Raw genomic sequence first — 16,466 nt, 5'->3', positions numbered from 1 at the left:
GCTCCCCGGACTGGACTCGAACCAGTAACCTGCCGGTTAACAGCCGGCTGCTCTGCCAATTGAGCTACCGAGGATCGCCTCGTCGCATCGAACGTCGCTCCCTGGGTATCCGCCAGGGGGCGCGCGTTCGCTGCGACACATACATTAGCGCAAGCAGGGGGGTGCTCCGCCAATCGGTCCTCCCCGGCATCGCAGACAGAAGGCAAAGGAAGGATGGCCGTCATGCGTTACCGGCTCACGTTCGTCGTCGGACTCGCCGTGGGGTACGTACTGGGCACGAAGGCCGGACGGGAGCGTTACGAGCAGTTGAGGAAGGCCGCTCGGCAGGTCTCCCAGAACCCGGCGGTGCGCAACACCGCGGAGTCGGCCGCGCTGCAGGGCCGCCAGTTCGCGGACAAGGCGTACCACGTGGTCAGCGACAAGGTCGGGGACCGGATGCCGGACTCGGTGGCCCAGCGGGTGAAGTCCCTGCGGGAGCGGAGCGCGAACGGCTCGGCCGGTGACGACTGGGGCACCAGCAACACCTGAGGGCCCCCACCCGGCACGCCCACCCCGTGCGGTACGGCAGAATTTCGGTCATGGGGATAGTCGCCGGGTTGGACAGTTCGCCCGATTTCACTCGTATCGTCGTCTGTGACTCGGACACGGGGGCCGTACTCAGGCAGGGGTACGCGCCGCATCCGGTGGACGGTCCCGAGGGTGGGGGCCGTCCTTCCGACGTCGACCCGCAGGCGTGGCTGCTGTCCCTGGGCGAGGCGGCCGGCGGGGGGTTGTTGGAGGGCGTGCAGGCGATCGGCGTGTCGGCGCAGGCCAATGCCGTCGTGCCGCTGGACGCGCAGGGGAACACCGTGCGGCCCGCCATGGTCGGCGGCGACAAGCGGGCGCAGGTCGCCGGGGCGGACCTGGTGGACGCGCTCGGCGGGCGGGAGGCCTGGGCGCAGGCCGTGGGGTGTGTGCCGCAGGCCGCGCAGCCGGTGACCAAGCTGCGCTGGCTGGCCCGCAGCGAGCCGGAGAACGCCGCGCGGACCGCCGTACTGCTCCAGGCCCACGACTGGCTGGTGTGGCAGCTTCTCGGGCGGCCGGTCCGGAGGACTACGGACCGGGGCGGGGCGTCCGGGACGGGTTACTGGTCGGCGGCGAGCGGGGGGTACCGGCCGGATCTCGTCGAGCTGGCGCTCGGGCACCACGCGATGCTGCCCGAGGTGATCGGTCCGGCCGACGCGGCCGGTACGACGCCGGAGGGGCTGCTGATCTCCGCCGGGACCGGCGAGACGCAGGCGGCGGCCCTCGGGCTCGGGATCGGGCTGGGGGACGCCGTCGTCTCGCTGGGCGCGTCGGGGTCCGTGATGGCGGTGCACGCCGAGCCGCTCGTCGACCAGTCCGGGATGATCACCGCGCTGGCCGACGCGACCGGCATGCACCTGCCGGTCGTCACCACCCTGAACGCCGTACGGACCCTGCGCGGGGCCGCCGAGCTGCTCGGGCTGCCGGATCTGGAGAGCCTGTCCGAGCTGGCGACGAAGTCGACGCCGGGGGCGCACGGGCTGGTGCTGCTGCCCTACCTGGAGGGTGAGCGGACGCCGCACCTGCCGCACACGGCGGGGACGCTGGCGGGGCTCAGGCGGGAGTCGATGCGGCCGGAGCACCTGGCGCGGGCCGCGTTCGAGGGGATGCTGTGCGGGCTCGCCGACGCGCTGGACGTGCTGCGCGGCCGGGGGGCCGACGTGCGGCGGATCTTCCTGCTGGGGCCGGCCGCCGAGCTGCCGGCCGTGCAGGCGGCGGCGCCCGCGCTGTTCGGCGTACAGGTCGTCGTGCCGCAGCCCGCGGACTACGCGGCGATCGGGGCGGCGCGGCAGGCGGCCTGGGCGCTGGGTGTGTCGCAGGGCACGCTGGACCCGCGCACTCCCCCGGCCTGGCAGGGGGCGGTGGCGCAGGTGCTGGAGCCCGGCGAGGAGCTGGCGGTGGGTCAGGCGGTGCGACAGCAGTACGTGTCCGTACGGGAGCAGACGCACCCCGGCGCGTTCCGCGTCTGAGCCGTCGCCCGAGGGGGCCTGTTGGGTTAATCGGTTGAGGTAACGCGGGTGGAGTGTCCGACGATAGGGGCCAAGGGCAACCACTCGCCCCACCGCCGACTCCGAGAGACCGAGCGTGCTCATACGACTGCTGCGGACCTGTCTCAGGCCCTACAAGAAGCCCATCGCTCTGCTGGTGGCCCTGCAGCTCCTGCAGACCTGCGCCACCCTCTACCTGCCGACCCTGAACGCCGACATCATCGACCAGGGTGTCGTCAACGGCGACACCGGCTACATCCTGAGCTACGGCGCCCTGATGATCGGCATCTCGCTGGTGCAGGTCGTCTGCAACATCGGTGCCGTGTACTACGGCGCGCGGACCGCCGCGGCGCTCGGGCGGGACGTGCGCGGTGCCGTCTTCGACCGGGTGCAGTCCTTCTCCGCCCGTGAGGTCGCCCGCTTCGGCGCGCCGTCGCTGATCACCCGGACCACCAATGACGTGCAGCAGGTCCAGATGCTGGTCCTGATGACGTTCACGCTGATGGTGTCGGCGCCCATCATGTGCGTGGGCGGCGTGGTGCTGGCGCTCGGCCTGGACGTGCCGCTGTCCGGGGTGCTGGTCGCGGTGGTGCCCGTGCTGGGCATCTGCGTGACGCTGATCGTACGGCGGCTGCGGCCGCTGTTCCGGGCCATGCAGGTGCGTCTGGACACCGTGAACCGGGTGCTGCGGGAGCAGATCACCGGCAACCGGGTCATCCGGGCCTTCGTGCGGGACGCGTACGAGGAGAAGCGGTTCCGGAAGGCCAACGGCGAGCTGACCGAGGTGGCGGTCGGCACCGGCAATCTGCTCGCGCTGATGTTCCCGGTGGTCATGACCACGGTGAACCTGTCGTCGATCGCGGTGGTCTGGTTCGGGGCGCACCGGATCGACAGCGGCGGGATGCAGATCGGCGACCTGACGGCGTTCCTCGCCTATCTGATGCAGATCGTGATGTCCGTGATGATGGCCACCTTCATGTTCATGATGGTGCCGCGCGCGGAGGTGTGCGCCGAGCGGATCATGGAGGTGCTGGAGACCGAGAGCAGTGTGGTGCCGCCGCTCGCGCCGGTCACCGAGCTGCGACGGCACGGGCAGCTGGAGATCCGGGGGGCGGGCTTCCGCTATCCGGGGGCCGAGGAGCCGGTGCTGAGGAACGTCGAGCTTCTCGCCCGGCCGGGCGAGACGACCGCCGTCATCGGCTCGACCGGCAGCGGCAAGTCCACCCTGCTCGGGCTGGTCCCCCGGCTGTTCGACGCCACCGAGGGGGAGGTGCTGGTGGACGGCGCGGACGTACGGACCCTCGACCAGAAGGTGCTGGCCAAGACGGTCGGGCTGGTGCCGCAGAAGCCGTATCTGTTCGCGGGCACCGTCGCGACCAACCTGCGGTACGGCAATCCGGACGCCACCGACGAGGAGCTGTGGCACGCGCTGGAGGTCGCGCAGGCGAAGCCGTTCGTGGAGCGGCTGGAGGGCGGGCTCGACGCGCCCGTCGCGCAGGGCGGCACGAACGTCTCCGGCGGGCAGCGGCAGCGGCTCGCCATCGCCCGGACGCTCGTCCAGCGGCCGGAGATCTACCTCTTCGACGACTCCTTCTCCGCGCTCGACTACGCCACCGACGCCGCCCTGCGCGCCGCGCTCGCCCAGGAGACGGCGGAGGCGACCGTCGTCATCGTCGCGCAGCGGGTCTCGACGATCCGGGACGCCGACCGGATCGTCGTTCTCGACGAGGGCCGGGTCGTCGGCACCGGACGGCACCACGAGCTGATGGCGGACAACGACACCTACCGGGAGATCGTGCTCTCCCAGCTCACGGAAGCGGAGGCTGCCTGATGGCCGGGCCGGCGGGGCGGATGATGGCCGGGGGCGGACCCGACCAGCACTCCATGGACTTCAAGGGGTCGGGCAAACGGCTGGTCGGGCAGTTCCGGCCGGAGCGGCTGACGATCGGTGTGCTGCTGCTGTGCGTGGTGGTCAGCGTCGGGCTCAATGTGATCGGGCCGAAGATCCTCGGCAACGCCACCGACCTGGTCTTCGCCGGGATCATCGGGCGGGAGATGCCGTCCGGGGCGAGCAAGGAGCAGGTGCTGGAGTCGATGCGGGAGCGCGGGGACGGCCAGGTCGCCGACATGCTGCGCTCCACCGACTTCACGCCGGGCGAGGGCATCGACTTCACGGCGGTCGGACACGTACTGCTGCTGGCGCTCGGCACCTTCCTGGTCGCCGGACTGCTGATGGCGGTGGCGACCCGGCTGGTCAACCGGGCGGTCAACCGGACGATGTTCCGGCTGCGGGAGGACGTGCAGACCAAGCTGTCGCGGCTGCCGCTGTCCTACTTCGACCAGCGGCAGCGCGGTGAGGTGCTGTCCCGGGCGACCAACGACATCGACAACATCGGGCAGACCCTCCAGCAGTCCATGGGGCAGCTGATCAACTCGCTGCTGACCATCATCGGCGTCCTGGCGATGATGTTCTGGGTCTCCTGGATCCTGGCGCTGGTCGCGCTGGTGACCGTGCCGCTGTCGTTCCTCGTGGCCACCCGCGTCGGCAAGCGGTCGCAGCCGCACTTCGTGCGGCAGTGGCGCACCACGGGCAAGCTGAACGCGCACATCGAGGAGATGTACACCGGGCACACCCTGGTGAAGGTGTTCGGGCGGCAGGAGGAGTCGGCGGCGCGGTTCGCCGAGCAGAACGAGGCGCTGTACGAGGCCGGGTTCAAGGCGCAGTTCAACAGCGGGGTCATGCAGCCGCTGATGATGTTCGTGTCCAACCTGAACTACGTGCTGGTCGCCGTGGTCGGCGGACTGCGGGTGGCGTCCGGCTCGCTGTCCATCGGCGACGTACAGGCGTTCATCCAGTACTCCCGGCAGTTCTCGATGCCGCTGACGCAGGTCGCGTCGATGGCCAACCTGGTGCAGTCGGGCGTCGCCTCCGCCGAGCGGGTCTTCGAGGTGCTGGACGCGGAGGAGCAGAGCGCGGACCCGGTGCCCGCCGAGAAGCCGGCCGAGCTGCGGGGGCGGGTGGCGCTGGAGCACGTGTCGTTCCGGTACGACCCCGAGAAGCCGCTGATCGAGGATCTGTCGCTGAAGGTGGAGCCGGGGCACACGGTCGCCATCGTCGGCCCGACGGGGGCCGGCAAGACGACCCTTGTGAACCTTCTGATGCGGTTCTACGAGGTGTCCGGCGGCCGGATCACCCTCGACGGGGTCGACATCGCGAAGATGTCGCGGGACGAACTGCGCGCCGGGATCGGGATGGTGCTCCAGGACACCTGGCTGTTCGGCGGCACCATCGCGGAGAACATCGCGTACGGGGCCGCGCGCGAGGTGACGCGCGGGGAGGTCGAGGAGGCGGCGCGGGCCGCGCACGCCGACCGGTTCGTACGGACGCTGCCCGACGGCTACGACACCGTGATCGACGACGAGGGCACGGGGGTCAGCGCCGGTGAGAAGCAGCTCATCACCATCGCGCGGGCGTTCCTGTCCGACCCGGTGATCCTGGTGCTGGACGAGGCGACGTCGTCGGTGGACACCCGTACCGAGGTGCTGATCCAGAAGGCGATGGCCAAGCTGGCGCACGGGCGGACCTCGTTCGTCATCGCCCACCGGCTCTCCACCATCCGGGACGCGGACACCATCCTCGTCATGGAGAACGGGTCGATCGTGGAGCAGGGCGCGCACGACGAGCTGCTCGCGGCCGGCGGGGCGTACGCGCGGCTGTACCAGGCGCAGTTCGCGCAGGCGGTGGCGGAGGTCGACTAGGGGCTGTCGTCACCTTCCGGTCGTCCGCCCGTAGGGGGGGCGGGAATGTGACGACAGGCCCTAGGGCACCAGCATGGGGAGGGAGACGGTGTCGGCCAGGGCCTGCTGGCCGGTGATGTTGGCGTGCACGCCGTCGCCGGTGTCGTAGGGCGGGTTGATGCTGTTCGGCCGCACCGGGTCCTTGAGGACCTGGTCGAAGTCGAGGATGCCGTCGCAGGTGCCGGCGCAGCCGTTCCACTTGGTGACGAAGGTGTTGACGGTGTGCCGGGTCCGGTTGTGCTGGTCGGTGTAGCCGGGGCGCGGGGTGATCGGGGTGACGTACACCTCGATCCCCGCGTCGTGCAGGCGCTGGAACGTGGAGCGGTAGGAGGCCAGGATCTGGTCGGCGTCGCAGCCGGCGGGCAGGTCGTTGGTGCCGTAGTAGTACAGGACGGCGGTGACTCCGTGCAGGGACAGCACGTCCCGTTCCAGCCGGGCTCCGGCGTCCAGGCCGCGGACGGCGTCGCCCAGGTTCGGGCAGTCGGCCGCGCTGGTGGTGCCGTTGACGCCGGCGTTGGCGACGGCGAGCTGCCGGGTGGGCGGCAGTTCGGCGGTGACCCGGCGGGCCAGGTCGTCCGTCCAGCGCCGGTTGGTGCCCAGCTCGGTGCAGCCGGTTCCGCAGTCGGTGGAGCCGATGCCGTCGACCACCGAGCTGCCGTAGGCGACGACGGTGCCCTTCAGGCGGGGGTTGTGGACGTCGACGGCGGTGACGAGGTAGGTGGACCCGGTGGTCCTGGTGTAGGCGGCGGCGTCGGTGTCGGCGGTGTGGTCGCCGGTGCCGGGCTCGGTGAGGTAGTTGGTGCGGAAGGCGGTGTCGTGCCGGCCCGGTACGACGGTGCCGGAGACGGACAGGGACACCGCCACGTCGCTCTGGGCGCGGGTCGCGAGCCGGGTCGCGTCGCTCCACACCTCGCCGCCCGCGGGGACGACCACGTGCCGCCGGCCCTCGAAGGTGACGGGGCGCGGGCGCCCCTGGGTCGCCGCGCTCCCGCCGTCGGTGAGCGCGGCGGTGGCGGCGTCGACGGTGAGGGGGGTCTTGCCGAAGGTGTTCTGGACGCGGATGCGCACGGCGTCACCTCCCTGGCTGAGGTGGGTGACCATGCGGACCGTCTGGTCGGTGAGGGTGGTGGGCGCGAGGTCGTGCTGGGAGCTGGACCAGGAGGTGAACCAGGCGCGGGCGCCGGAGCGTTGGGAGGCGGCGGCGTCGCCGGTGGCCTCGGCGGTCGGGCCGGAGGCCGTCGTGGCCGGGGCCGCCGTGCCCGAGATCAGGGAGGCCGCCGTGGTGAGCGTGAGGAACAGGGCCGCCGCCGTACGTCTCACCCGCGTGCTCGGTCGCGGGGCTCGCTCGGGAATCAGGAACATCAGCGCCTCGCCGGGGACGACTCTGTCTTGGCTTGCGGACGATGCTTTCTTGTCCCGCTCACCTCAAGAACAAACTCACGATCGGCGCCGTCTCACTAGTCCAGGTAGCCCCTCAGCTGGTCCGCGAAGGCGTGGTCGCGGAGTTTGTTGAGGGTCTTGGACTCGATCTGGCGTATCCGTTCCCTGGTCACGCCGAAGATGCGGCCGATCTCCTCCAGGGTGCGGGGGCGGCCGTCGGCGAGGCCGTAGCGGAGCTGGACGACCTTGCGTTCGCGTTCGCCGAGGGTGGAGAGCACCGCCTCCAGGTGCTCGCGCAGCAGCAGGAACGCGGCCGACTCGACGGGGCTGGCGGCGTCGCCGTCCTCGATCAGGTCACCGAGGGCGACGTCGTCCTCCTCGCCGACCGGCGCGTGCAGCGAGACCGGCTCCTGGGCGAGCCGCAGCACCTCGCTGACCCGCTCGGGCAGCAGGTCGAGGTGGGCGGCGACCTCGGCCGGGGTCGGCTCGTAGCCGCGCTCCTGGAGCATCCGGCGCTGGACCCGGACGACCCGGTTGATCAGCTCCACGACGTGGACGGGGACCCGGATGGTGCGGGCCTGGTCGGCCAGGGCGCGGGACATGGCCTGCCGGATCCACCAGGTGGCGTACGTGGAGAACTTGTAGCCGCGGGCGTAGTCGAACTTCTCCACGGCCCGGATCAGGCCGAGGTTGCCCTCCTGGACCAGGTCGAGCATGGTCAGTCCGCGTCCCACGTACCGCTTGGCGACGGAGACGACCAGGCGCAGGTTGGCCTCGATGAGGCGGCGCTTGGCCATCCGGCCCATGACGACCAGCCGGTCCAGGTCATGGGCGAGGCGGCTGTCCAGGTCGGTGGCGGTGCTCAGCTTCTCCTCGGCGAACAGGCCGGCCTCGACGCGGCGGGCGAGTTCCACCTCCTCGGCCGCGGTGAGCAGCGGGACGCGGCCGATCTCACGGAGGTACTGGCGGAACAGGTCCGAGGAGGGGCCGCTGGTGTCGGCCCGGGCGGGCGGCGCGTCCACGGGCTCCGGCTCGGCGGCGGGTTCCACGGCTTCGGCGGGCGGCGGGTCCTCCGGGTGGTGCGCGGCGCGGTGCTGGCCGGGCAGCGCGGCGAGGACGTCCGCGGCGGCCTCCGGTTCCGGGCCGTCGGCGCCGCCGCCGGCCTCCGCGCGGGTCTGTGCGCCGCTCTGCGCGAGGGTCTGGGTCTGCACGGGTGCGACCTCCAGGGTGATCGCTGCCCGGCCGTGCGGCAGCGGTACTTCGGGGACGGAGTCGGCGGCCTCGCCGCTGTCCGTCCCGTACGCGATGGTCGGAACCGCGGGGTTCTCCGGACCCGTCGGGGACGGATCGGCCGCGCTCCGAGGACTCAGGCACCGGCACCAGTGTGGGGTACGACACAACTCCGCCACGAGGGGCGTGCGGTGACTTTTTGCGTCCGGTCCGTGACCGCGCGGTATCAGAGGGCGGCGGCGCCGTGGTCGCGCAGGGCGCGGTCGTACTTCTCCAGCACCCACAGCTCGTTCTGCACGGTGGCCAGGTGGGCGGGGTCGCCGCCGTTGCCCAGGCGGGTGAAGGTGGCGTGGATGTCGCGGATGCGGCGTTCGACGGCGCGGCGGCGGACCCGGACCAGCACCTCGCCGGCGTAGACCTCGTCGACGGCGCGGCGCATGATCGCCTCGACGGCGAGTTCCGTGACCATCGCGCGCACGGTGTCGTCGGGGGCCGCCTCCCGGACCCTGACCAGGTACTCCTGCGGGTCCTCGACACCGGGCTCGGCGCCGCCCGCGTCCAGGATCGCCTGGCGTACGGCGGCGTAGGGCGGGGCGGTGAACTCGTCGACGCCGTACGCGTCGAAGGCCGGGGAGACCAGCTCCGGGCGCTGGAGGGCGAGCTTGAGCAGTTCCCGTTCGGTGGCGTAGACGGGGTTGCGCAGGGTGAGGGAGGGGCCGCTGGGGGCGGCCGGGGCGGGGGCGTACTGCTGCTGCCGGGGGCCGCCGGGAGCGGGGCCCCGGTCGGCGCTGCCGCCGCGCTCGCGGGCCCAGCGGGCGAGCTGGCCGACGCGCTTGACCACGAACTGGGTGTCGAGGATGCCGAGCATCCCGGCGAGCTGGACGGCGACCTCGTGCTGGGCGCCGCTGTTCTTGATGCGGGCGACGACGGGGGCGGCCTCGTCCAGGGCGGCGGCGCGGCCGGCCGGGGTGTCCAGGTCGTAGCGGGAGACGATCTGCCGCAGGGCGAACTCGAACAGCGGCGTGCGCGGCTCGACCAGGTCGGCGACGGCCTCGTCGCCCTTGGCCAGCCGCAGGTCGCAGGGGTCCATGTTGTCCGGCGCGATGGCGATGTACGTCTCGGCGGCGAACTTCTGGTCGTCCTCGAAGGCCCGCAGGGCCGCCTTCTGCCCGGCGGCGTCACCGTCGAAGGTGAAGATCACGCGGGCGCTGCCGTTGTCCATCAGCAGCCGGCGCAGGATCTTGATGTGCTCGGTGCCGAAGGCCGTGCCGCAGGTCGCGATCGCGGTCGTCACGCCGGCGAGGTGGCAGGCCATGACGTCGGTGTAGCCCTCGACGACGACCGCGCGGGACGCCTTGGCGATGTCCTTCTTGGCCAGGTCGATGCCGTAGAGGACCTGGGACTTGCGGTAGATGGGGGTTTCGGGGGTGTTGAGGTACTTCGGCCCGTTGTCCGCCTCGTAGAGCTTGCGGGCGCCGAAGCCGACGACCTCGCCGCCGATGTCGCGGATCGGCCACATCAGCCGGCCGCGGAAGCGGTCGATGGGGCCGCGGCGGCCTTCCTGGGCGAGCCCGGACAGCAGCAGTTCCTTGTCGCTGAAGCCCTTGCCGCGCAGGTAGCGGGTGAGGTGGTCCCAGCCTTGCGGGCTGTAGCCGACGCCGAAGTGCTCGGCGGCGGCCTGGTCGAAGCCGCGCTCGGCGAGGAAGACCCGGCCGGCGTCGGCCTCGGGGGAGGTCGCGAGCTGCTCGGCGTACCACTGGGCGGCGACCTTGTGGGCCTCGACCAGGCGGATGCGCTCGCCGCGCTGGTGGGAGGGGTTGTACCCGCCCTCCTCGTACCGCAGGGTGATGCCGGCCTGGCCGGCCAGCCGCTCGACCGCCTCCGAGAAGGTGAGGTGGTCGATCTTCATCACGAACGTGATGGTGTCGCCGCCCTCCTGGCAGCCGAAGCAGTGGAACAGTCCCTTGCTGGGGCTGACCTGGAAGGACGGGGACTTCTCGTCGTGGAACGGGCACAGCCCCTTGAGGTTGCCGCCGCCCGCGTTGCGCAGCTGGAGGTACTCGGAGACGACGGCGTCGATCGGGACCGCGTCCCGTACCGCCTTCACGTCCTCGTCGTTGATCCGTCCAGCCACGCGTGAATTCTACGGGGGCGGTACGGCACTCAGGCGCCGAGGCTTCCGAGGGGGACGCGCGGATCGGCCAGCGCCTCCGCGTCCACCGGGGTTCCGGTGCGGATCAGCCGCTGGACGTCCTCTGTGACATCCCACACGTTCACGTTCATCCCGGCCAGCACCCGCCCGTCCTTCAGCCAGAACGCGATGAACTCCCGCTTGCCCGCGTCCCCCCGGATCACCACCTCGTCGTACGTCCCCGGCGGCGCCCATCCGCTGTACTCCATCCCCAGGTCGTACTGGTCGGAGAAGAAGTAGGGCACGCGGTCGTAGGTGATCTCCTTGCCCAGCATGGAGCGGGCGGCGGCCGGGCCGCCGTTCAGGGCGTTGGCCCAGTGCTCCACGCGGCGGCGGGTCCCGCAGGCGTGCGGGGAGGAGGCCGCGTCGCCCGCCGCGTAGATGTCGGGGTCCGAGGTGCGCAGGGCCTCGTCGACGACGATGCCGCCGCCGTCGGCCGGGCCGGCGATCTCCAGACCGGCCGCCCGGGCCAGCGAGACGCGCGGTGCGGCGCCGATCGCGGCGAGCACGTCGTGCGCGGGGTGCTCCTCACCGTCGTCGGTACGGGCGGCCAGCACGACGCCGTCCTGGCCGACGATCTCGGTCAGGGACACGCCGAAGCGGAAGCGGACGCCGTGCGCCCGGTGCAGCTCGGCGAAGACGGCGCCCAGCTCGGGGCCGAGGACGCCGTGCAGCGGGGTCGGCGCGCGTTCCACGACGGTGACCTCGGCGCCGTACTCCCGGGCCGCCGCCGCGACCTCCAGGCCGATCCAGCCGGCGCCCGCGATCACCAGGTGGCCGTTGTCCCGGCCGAGGGCGGCGAGGACGCCCTTGAGGCGTTCGGCGTGGGCGAGGCGGCGCAGGTGGTGGACGCCGGCCAGGCCGGTGCCGGGGACGTCGAGGCGGCGCGGCTCGGCGCCGGTGGCGAGGAGCAGCTTGTCGTAGCGGACGCGGGTGCCGTCGTCGCCGTAGTGCACGGTGCGGGTGGCGCGGTCGACGGAGACGACGGTCTGGCCGAGGTGCAGCTCGATGTCGTTGCGGGCGTACCAGGCGGGTTCGTGCACGAAGACGCTGTCGCGTTCCTCCTTGCCGAGGAGGTAGCCCTTGGAGAGCGGGGGGCGCTCGTAGGGGTGGTCGCGTTCGTCACAGATGAGGATCACCCGGCCGGAGAAGCCCTCCGCGCGGAGCGTCTCGGCCGCCTTGGCGCCGGCCAGTCCTCCTCCGACGATGACGAATGTCTGATCAGCGTCGACCACTTGTTTGCCTCCTCGTCAGCGTTCCGCCACCTGCGAGCGTCCCGCACGGAGCGGGCCGCGGGAAGAGGGGTGGTCCGATCAGCTCAGTCGGGCGTGGAGGGAGCGGGCGGAGGCGTCGGTGAGGGAGGCGATCTGATCGACGATCACGCGTTTGCGGGCGCGGTCGTCGACGGCCTTGTCGAACAGGGCGCGGAACTGGGGGTCCAGGCCGTCCGGTGCCCGGCGGGTGAGGGCGGCGGCCAGTTCGGCGACGACGATCCGCTGGTCGGCGCGGAGGCGTTCCTGTTCGTCGCGCTGCATGACGTACCGGTCGGCGACGGCCTTGAGGACGGCGCACTCCAGGCGGGTGGCGCGGGGGACGACCAGTTCGGCGGTGTAGCGGGTGAGGCGGCCGGTGCCGTACGCCGCGCGGGTGGCGGCCTCGGCGGCCAGGCAGAAGCGGCCGATGAGCTGGCTGGTGGCGTCCTTCAGACGGGCCTGGGCGAGCGCGGTGCCGTCGTAGCCGTGCGGCCACCACTCCTGGGCGAGGAGCCGGTCGAGGGCGGCGGCGAGTTCGGCGGGGTCGGTGCCGGGGGGCGCGTAGCGGGCGCGGGCCGTGTCGAAGACGGCCCGGCGTTCGGGGTCGGCGAGCAGGCGGTCCGGGTCGATGTGGCCGGCGTGCAGGCCGTCCTCGACGTCGTGCACGGAGTAGGCGACGTCGTCGGACCAGTCCATGACCTGGGCCTCGAAGCAGATGCGGCCGGGGGCGGGGGCGGTTTCGCGGAACCAGTCGAAGACGGGGCGGTCGTCGTCGTAGACGCCGAACTTGGGGGACGCCGGGTCGGTGGGGTGGGCGCCTCTGGGCCAGGGGTACTTGGTGGCGGCGTCGAGGGTGGCCCGGGTGAGGTTGAGGCCGACGGGGCCGTCCGGGGTGAAGCGCTTGGGTTCGATGCGGGTGAGCAGGCGCAGGGACTGGGCGTTGCCCTCGAAGCCGCCGCAGTCCTCGGCGAACTCGTTCAGCGCGGATTCGCCGTTGTGGCCGAAGGGGGGATGTCCCAGGTCGTGGGAGAGGCAGGCGGCCTCGACGAGGTCGGGGTCGCAGCCGAGGGCGGCGCCGAGTTCGCGGCCGACCTGGGCGCATTCCAGGGAGTGGGTGAGACGGGTGCGGGGGCTGGCGTCCCAGGCGGGGGTGGGGTCGCCGGGGGTGACGACCTGCGTCTTCCCGGCGAGGCGGCGCAGCGCGGAGGAGTGCAGGACGCGGGCGCGGTCGCGCTGGAAGGCGGTGCGGCCGGGGCGTTTGTCGGGCTCGGGGGCCCAGCGGGCCACTGACGTGGGGTCGTAGGGGGTGTGGGGTGCGGTGCCTTCCATGGATCGACAGTACGTGGTGCGCGCGTGCGGGGACGCTCCGTCCGGAGCGTTACCGCCCCGATGACCGCGCGTCGTACGCGTGCCGCGCCGACAGGATCTCGTCGCTGTGCTCGACCGTCCATTCGTACAGGCGTGTGAAGGGAGCGCGGAACGACTCACCGAGGGGTGTGAGGGAGTACTCCACGCCGAGCGGGGAGGTTTCGAGCACCCGGCGCCGGATCATGCCGTTGCGTTCGAGCCTGCGCAGCGTCTGGGTCAGCACCCGCTGGGTGACGCCCTCCAGCTGCCGCTTGATCTCGTTGAACCGCGTCGGCCGCTCCAGGACCGCCAGGACCATCATCGACCACTTGTCGGAGATCTGATCGAGGATGGGCCGGCTCGGGCACTCCGCGCTGAACCGAGGAGTGCCACGGGGCGGCTGGGGCGGCCGTGACTGCTGGGACTGGGACTGCTGGGGCGAGGGATTGGTATCCATCATGATCCTTGGTTGTCCATAAGTGCGTTATTGACCGCTTCATGGCGCGGGTCCCAGGGTTGGTATGCGTTGCAAACCTACTAGCCCACCGCACACTTGGGGACACTCATGCACCTGGACCAGTACACGACGCTCCGTGTCGGCATCGATGCCGGAGTCGCACGGATCACCTTGGACAATCCCCCGGTCAACGTGCTCAGCGGGACCTTGATCCGGGAACTGCACGACGTCCTCGGGGCGCTGCGGGACGACCCCGCGGTCCGTGTCATCGTGTTCTCCAGCGCCAACCCCGAGTTCTTCATCGCGCACGTCGACATCCGCATCGGCGACGAGATGGACGGGCTGCGGGAGATCGCGGACCGCAACCCGGACGCCAATCTGTTCCAGGGCGTCGGCGAGCTGCTGCGCCACCAGCCGCAGGTGACGATCGTGAAACTGGCGGGCAGGGCCCGGGCCGGCGGCGCCGAGTTCGTCGCGGCGGCCGACCTGGCCTTCGCCGCGCGGGAGACCGCGGGACTCGGCCAGAGCGAGGTGCTGATGGGCATCGTTCCGGGAGGCGGAGGAACGCAGTACCTGCGCGAGCGGGTCGGGCGCAACCGCGCGCTGGAACTGCTGCTCACCGGTGACCTGGTGGACGCGGACACCGCCGCCGCCTACGGGTGGATCAACCGCGCGGTGCCCGCGGCGGAGCTGGACGCGTTCGTCGACGGGGTGGCGGAGAAGGTCGCCGCGCTCTCCCCGGAGCTCATCGCCGCCGCCAAGCGGCTGGTCCCTCCGGCGGACCTGACCGACGGCCTGCGCGCCGAGCACGACGCATGGGCGGCGCTGGTGAGCGGTGACCTGCCGGCCCGGCTCATGACGGGGGCTCTGGAGCGCGGTGCGCAGACCCCGGCGGGCGAGCGCGACCTGGAGTCGGTCATGCGGAGCGTCGCTGCCGACCGGTAGGGAGCGTCGCTGCCGACCGGTAGGGACCGGCGCGGACCGGCAGGGACCGTGGAGCCAGTGGCCGCCGCGCGAGGATGCTCTCAGGCCGACGCCAGCTCCAGAGGCGCCGTCGGCGCGGCCGACGCCGCCTCCTCGTAGCGGTGGAGGATCAGGCGGGCCATCGCCGGATGGGTGCCGAGCGGGGCCGCGGCGGTCCACGGGGCCGCCGCCGCCGTCTCCGTCGCGAAGCGGCCCGGGGCGGTGAAGTAGGAGGCGACGGCGACGCGGCGGTGGCCGGCGGCGGTGAGGGCGGCGATCGCGTCGGGGACGGCCGGCGCGGCCGTGGACGCATAGGCGGGGACCACGGGGACGCCGAGGCGGGCGGCGAGGAGGCGGGCGGTGCGGCCGGTGTCCACGGCGGAGTCGGCGTCGCGGGAGCCGGCGGCGGCCAGGACGACCGCGTCGCCCCGGCGGCGGTGCCAGCCGGCCTCGGCGAGGCGGGCGTGGAGGGCGTCCACCAGGAGCGGGTGCGGACCGAGCGGGGCGGCCACCCGGGCCCGTACCGGGGAGGCGGCGGCCATCTCGGGGATGTCCCGCTTGACGTGGTAGCCGCGGCTGAGGAGCAGCGGTACGAGGACGGCCTCCCGGTCGCCGAGGGCGGCGAGGGTGTCGGGGAGCGGGGGCTCGTTCAGCTCGATGTGGCCGAGGTGGACCGGCAGGCCGGGGCGCAGGGCGCGGACCTGGTCCAGCAGGGCGCGTACGGTGCGCAGGGCGCGGGGATCTCGGCTGCCGTGGGCCACGACGACCAGGGCGGGGTCGGGGTCGTGCGGGGAGCCCGGCGGGGTGGGAAGGGTGGTCGTCGTCATGGGTCGATCGTCGCCGGGGGAGGTTGCCGGCCCGTTGCACGGGCGTCACGGGTGTTTTCGGGGGGATCACGGCGGGGTGGGTGGGCGGTGTGAGGTGGCTCGGGCCCGGGTTTTCGCAGCTGCTGTGAACCGTCGGGGACGGTGGGACGTCCCTGAGAACCAGGAGGGCCGTCTTGGGAGGGAGCCCGATGCGCAGACGGTGGCGACCGCGGTTGCCGCGCACCCGGGCCGGGTGGCGGCGGCTGACGCGGGTCCTGGTGGCGGTGTGTGTACTGGCGCTGCTGCCCGGGGCGTGGCTGCGCCTGGTGACGGGCGACCGGCTGCGTGCCGTGGACGACGTGCCCCGCACCGACGTGGCCGTCGTCTTCGGCGCCGGGCTCTGGGACGACGAGCCGTCGCCCTACCTGGCGCACCGGCTGGACGCGGCGGCCGAGCTGTACCGGGCGGGCCGGATCGAGGTGGTCCTGGTCACCGGGGACAACAGCCGCGCGGAGTACGACGAGCCGGACGCCATGCGGACGTACCTGGTCCGGCACGGGGTGCCCGACGCGCGGATCGTCAGCGACTACGCGGGGTTCGACACCTGGGACTCCTGCGTGCGCGCGAAGAAGATCTTCGGTGTCGACCGGGCCGTTCTCATCAGCCAGGGCTTCCACCTCCGGCGGGCGGTGGCGCTGTGCGAGGCGGCGGGGGTGACGCCGTACGGCGTCGCGGCGGCGGACCGGCACGACCTGACCTGGTACTACGGGGCCGTACGGGAGATCTTCGCGGCGGGGAAGGCGGCGCTGGACGTGGTGTTCGAACCCGACCCGCGCTTCCTCGGGCCGAAGGAGCCGGGGGTGCGGCGGGCGCTGGAGGCCGCGGGCCGCTGACCTCACGGCGGGGCCGGGGTGACGGGGAGGTCGCCGTCCCGGCCGCGTAACAGGGAGCCGCCGGGCCGCGTAACACGCGCGCCGCACTGTGGGTGAC

General features: G+C 72.4%; 12 protein-coding genes, 1 tRNA gene and 1 pseudogene. 6 read left to right on the top strand and 8 right to left on the bottom strand.

Annotation, left to right across the window (positions count from 1 at the left end):
* Position 1: 1 nt before the first annotated feature.
* Positions 2 to 74, bottom strand: a tRNA-Asn gene (locus tag ACZ3IG_RS02690).
* Positions 75 to 213: 139 nt separating this feature from the next.
* Here ACZ3IG_RS02690 and ACZ3IG_RS02685 point away from each other — a divergent pair.
* From ACZ3IG_RS02685 to ACZ3IG_RS02670, 4 genes are all read left to right on the top strand, one after another.
* Positions 214 to 528, top strand: a complete 315-nt coding sequence (locus ACZ3IG_RS02685; RefSeq protein ID WP_467428292.1) for a YtxH domain-containing protein — start codon at positions 214 to 216, stop codon at positions 526 to 528.
* A 50-nt stretch (positions 529 to 578) separates the two neighbouring features.
* Complete coding sequence (locus ACZ3IG_RS02680) at positions 579 to 2,033, top strand: xylulokinase (RefSeq protein ID WP_467428291.1); 1,455 nt, start codon at positions 579 to 581, stop codon at positions 2,031 to 2,033.
* 115 nt (positions 2,034 to 2,148) lie between these two features.
* On the top strand, positions 2,149 to 3,882 hold the full coding sequence (locus ACZ3IG_RS02675; RefSeq protein WP_467428290.1) for an ABC transporter ATP-binding protein: 1,734 nt from the start codon (positions 2,149 to 2,151) through the stop codon (positions 3,880 to 3,882).
* The gene (locus ACZ3IG_RS02670; protein WP_467428288.1) at positions 3,882 to 5,810 is read left to right on the top strand and encodes an ABC transporter ATP-binding protein; all 1,929 of its coding nucleotides are present in this window, start codon (positions 3,882 to 3,884) and stop codon (positions 5,808 to 5,810) included. Before ACZ3IG_RS02675 ends, ACZ3IG_RS02670 begins: the two co-directional genes overlap by 1 nt.
* A gap of 60 nt (positions 5,811 to 5,870) precedes the next feature.
* On the opposite strand, the gene ACZ3IG_RS02665 is transcribed toward ACZ3IG_RS02670, so the two are convergent.
* The 6 genes and pseudogenes from ACZ3IG_RS02665 to ACZ3IG_RS02640 all read right to left on the bottom strand — a co-directional run bounded on the left by ACZ3IG_RS02665 (position 5,871) and on the right by ACZ3IG_RS02640 (position 13,707).
* The gene (locus ACZ3IG_RS02665) at positions 5,871 to 7,169 is read right to left on the bottom strand and encodes an SGNH/GDSL hydrolase family protein (protein WP_467428286.1); all 1,299 of its coding nucleotides are present in this window, start codon (positions 7,167 to 7,169) and stop codon (positions 5,871 to 5,873) included.
* Positions 7,170 to 7,306: 137 nt separating this feature from the next.
* A pseudogene (locus ACZ3IG_RS02660) lies at positions 7,307 to 8,603 on the bottom strand (RNA polymerase sigma factor).
* A gap of 82 nt (positions 8,604 to 8,685) precedes the next feature.
* Positions 8,686 to 10,593 (bottom strand): DNA primase, encoded by a 1,908-nt coding sequence (gene dnaG / locus ACZ3IG_RS02655; protein WP_467428283.1) that lies wholly within the window; start codon positions 10,591 to 10,593, stop codon positions 8,686 to 8,688.
* 29 nt (positions 10,594 to 10,622) lie between these two features.
* The gene (locus ACZ3IG_RS02650) at positions 10,623 to 11,885 is read right to left on the bottom strand and encodes an NAD(P)/FAD-dependent oxidoreductase (protein WP_467428282.1); all 1,263 of its coding nucleotides are present in this window, start codon (positions 11,883 to 11,885) and stop codon (positions 10,623 to 10,625) included.
* 78 nt (positions 11,886 to 11,963) lie between these two features.
* Positions 11,964 to 13,232 carry a deoxyguanosinetriphosphate triphosphohydrolase gene (locus ACZ3IG_RS02645; RefSeq protein ID WP_467428280.1) on the bottom strand — a complete coding sequence of 423 codons (1,269 nt, stop codon included), beginning with the start codon at positions 13,230 to 13,232 and terminating at the stop codon, positions 11,964 to 11,966.
* Between the two features lie 49 nt (positions 13,233 to 13,281).
* A complete protein-coding gene (locus ACZ3IG_RS02640; protein ID WP_467429162.1) occupies positions 13,282 to 13,707 on the bottom strand; it encodes a winged helix-turn-helix transcriptional regulator in 426 nt (141 codons plus the stop codon).
* A 108-nt stretch (positions 13,708 to 13,815) separates the two neighbouring features.
* Between ACZ3IG_RS02640 and ACZ3IG_RS02635 the strand changes: the two genes are divergently transcribed.
* Entirely contained in the window at positions 13,816 to 14,652 is an 837-nt protein-coding gene (locus tag ACZ3IG_RS02635) for an enoyl-CoA hydratase/isomerase family protein (protein ID WP_467428278.1), read from the top strand.
* 80 nt (positions 14,653 to 14,732) lie between these two features.
* Here the strand turns inward: ACZ3IG_RS02635 and ACZ3IG_RS02630 are convergent, their stop codons facing one another.
* The gene (locus tag ACZ3IG_RS02630) at positions 14,733 to 15,497 is read right to left on the bottom strand and encodes a sirohydrochlorin chelatase (RefSeq protein WP_467428277.1); all 765 of its coding nucleotides are present in this window, start codon (positions 15,495 to 15,497) and stop codon (positions 14,733 to 14,735) included.
* A gap of 188 nt (positions 15,498 to 15,685) precedes the next feature.
* On the opposite strand from ACZ3IG_RS02630, the gene ACZ3IG_RS02625 reads away from it, so the two are divergent.
* The gene (locus tag ACZ3IG_RS02625; RefSeq protein WP_467428274.1) at positions 15,686 to 16,369 is read left to right on the top strand and encodes a SanA/YdcF family protein; all 684 of its coding nucleotides are present in this window, start codon (positions 15,686 to 15,688) and stop codon (positions 16,367 to 16,369) included.
* The last annotated feature ends 97 nt before the right edge of the window (positions 16,370 to 16,466 follow it).

This window comes from Streptomyces sp. NPDC016677 (assembly GCF_055562815.1).
Note: the sequence above shows the minus strand (reverse complement) of the source record. Positions and strands in the feature narration are given on the sequence as shown.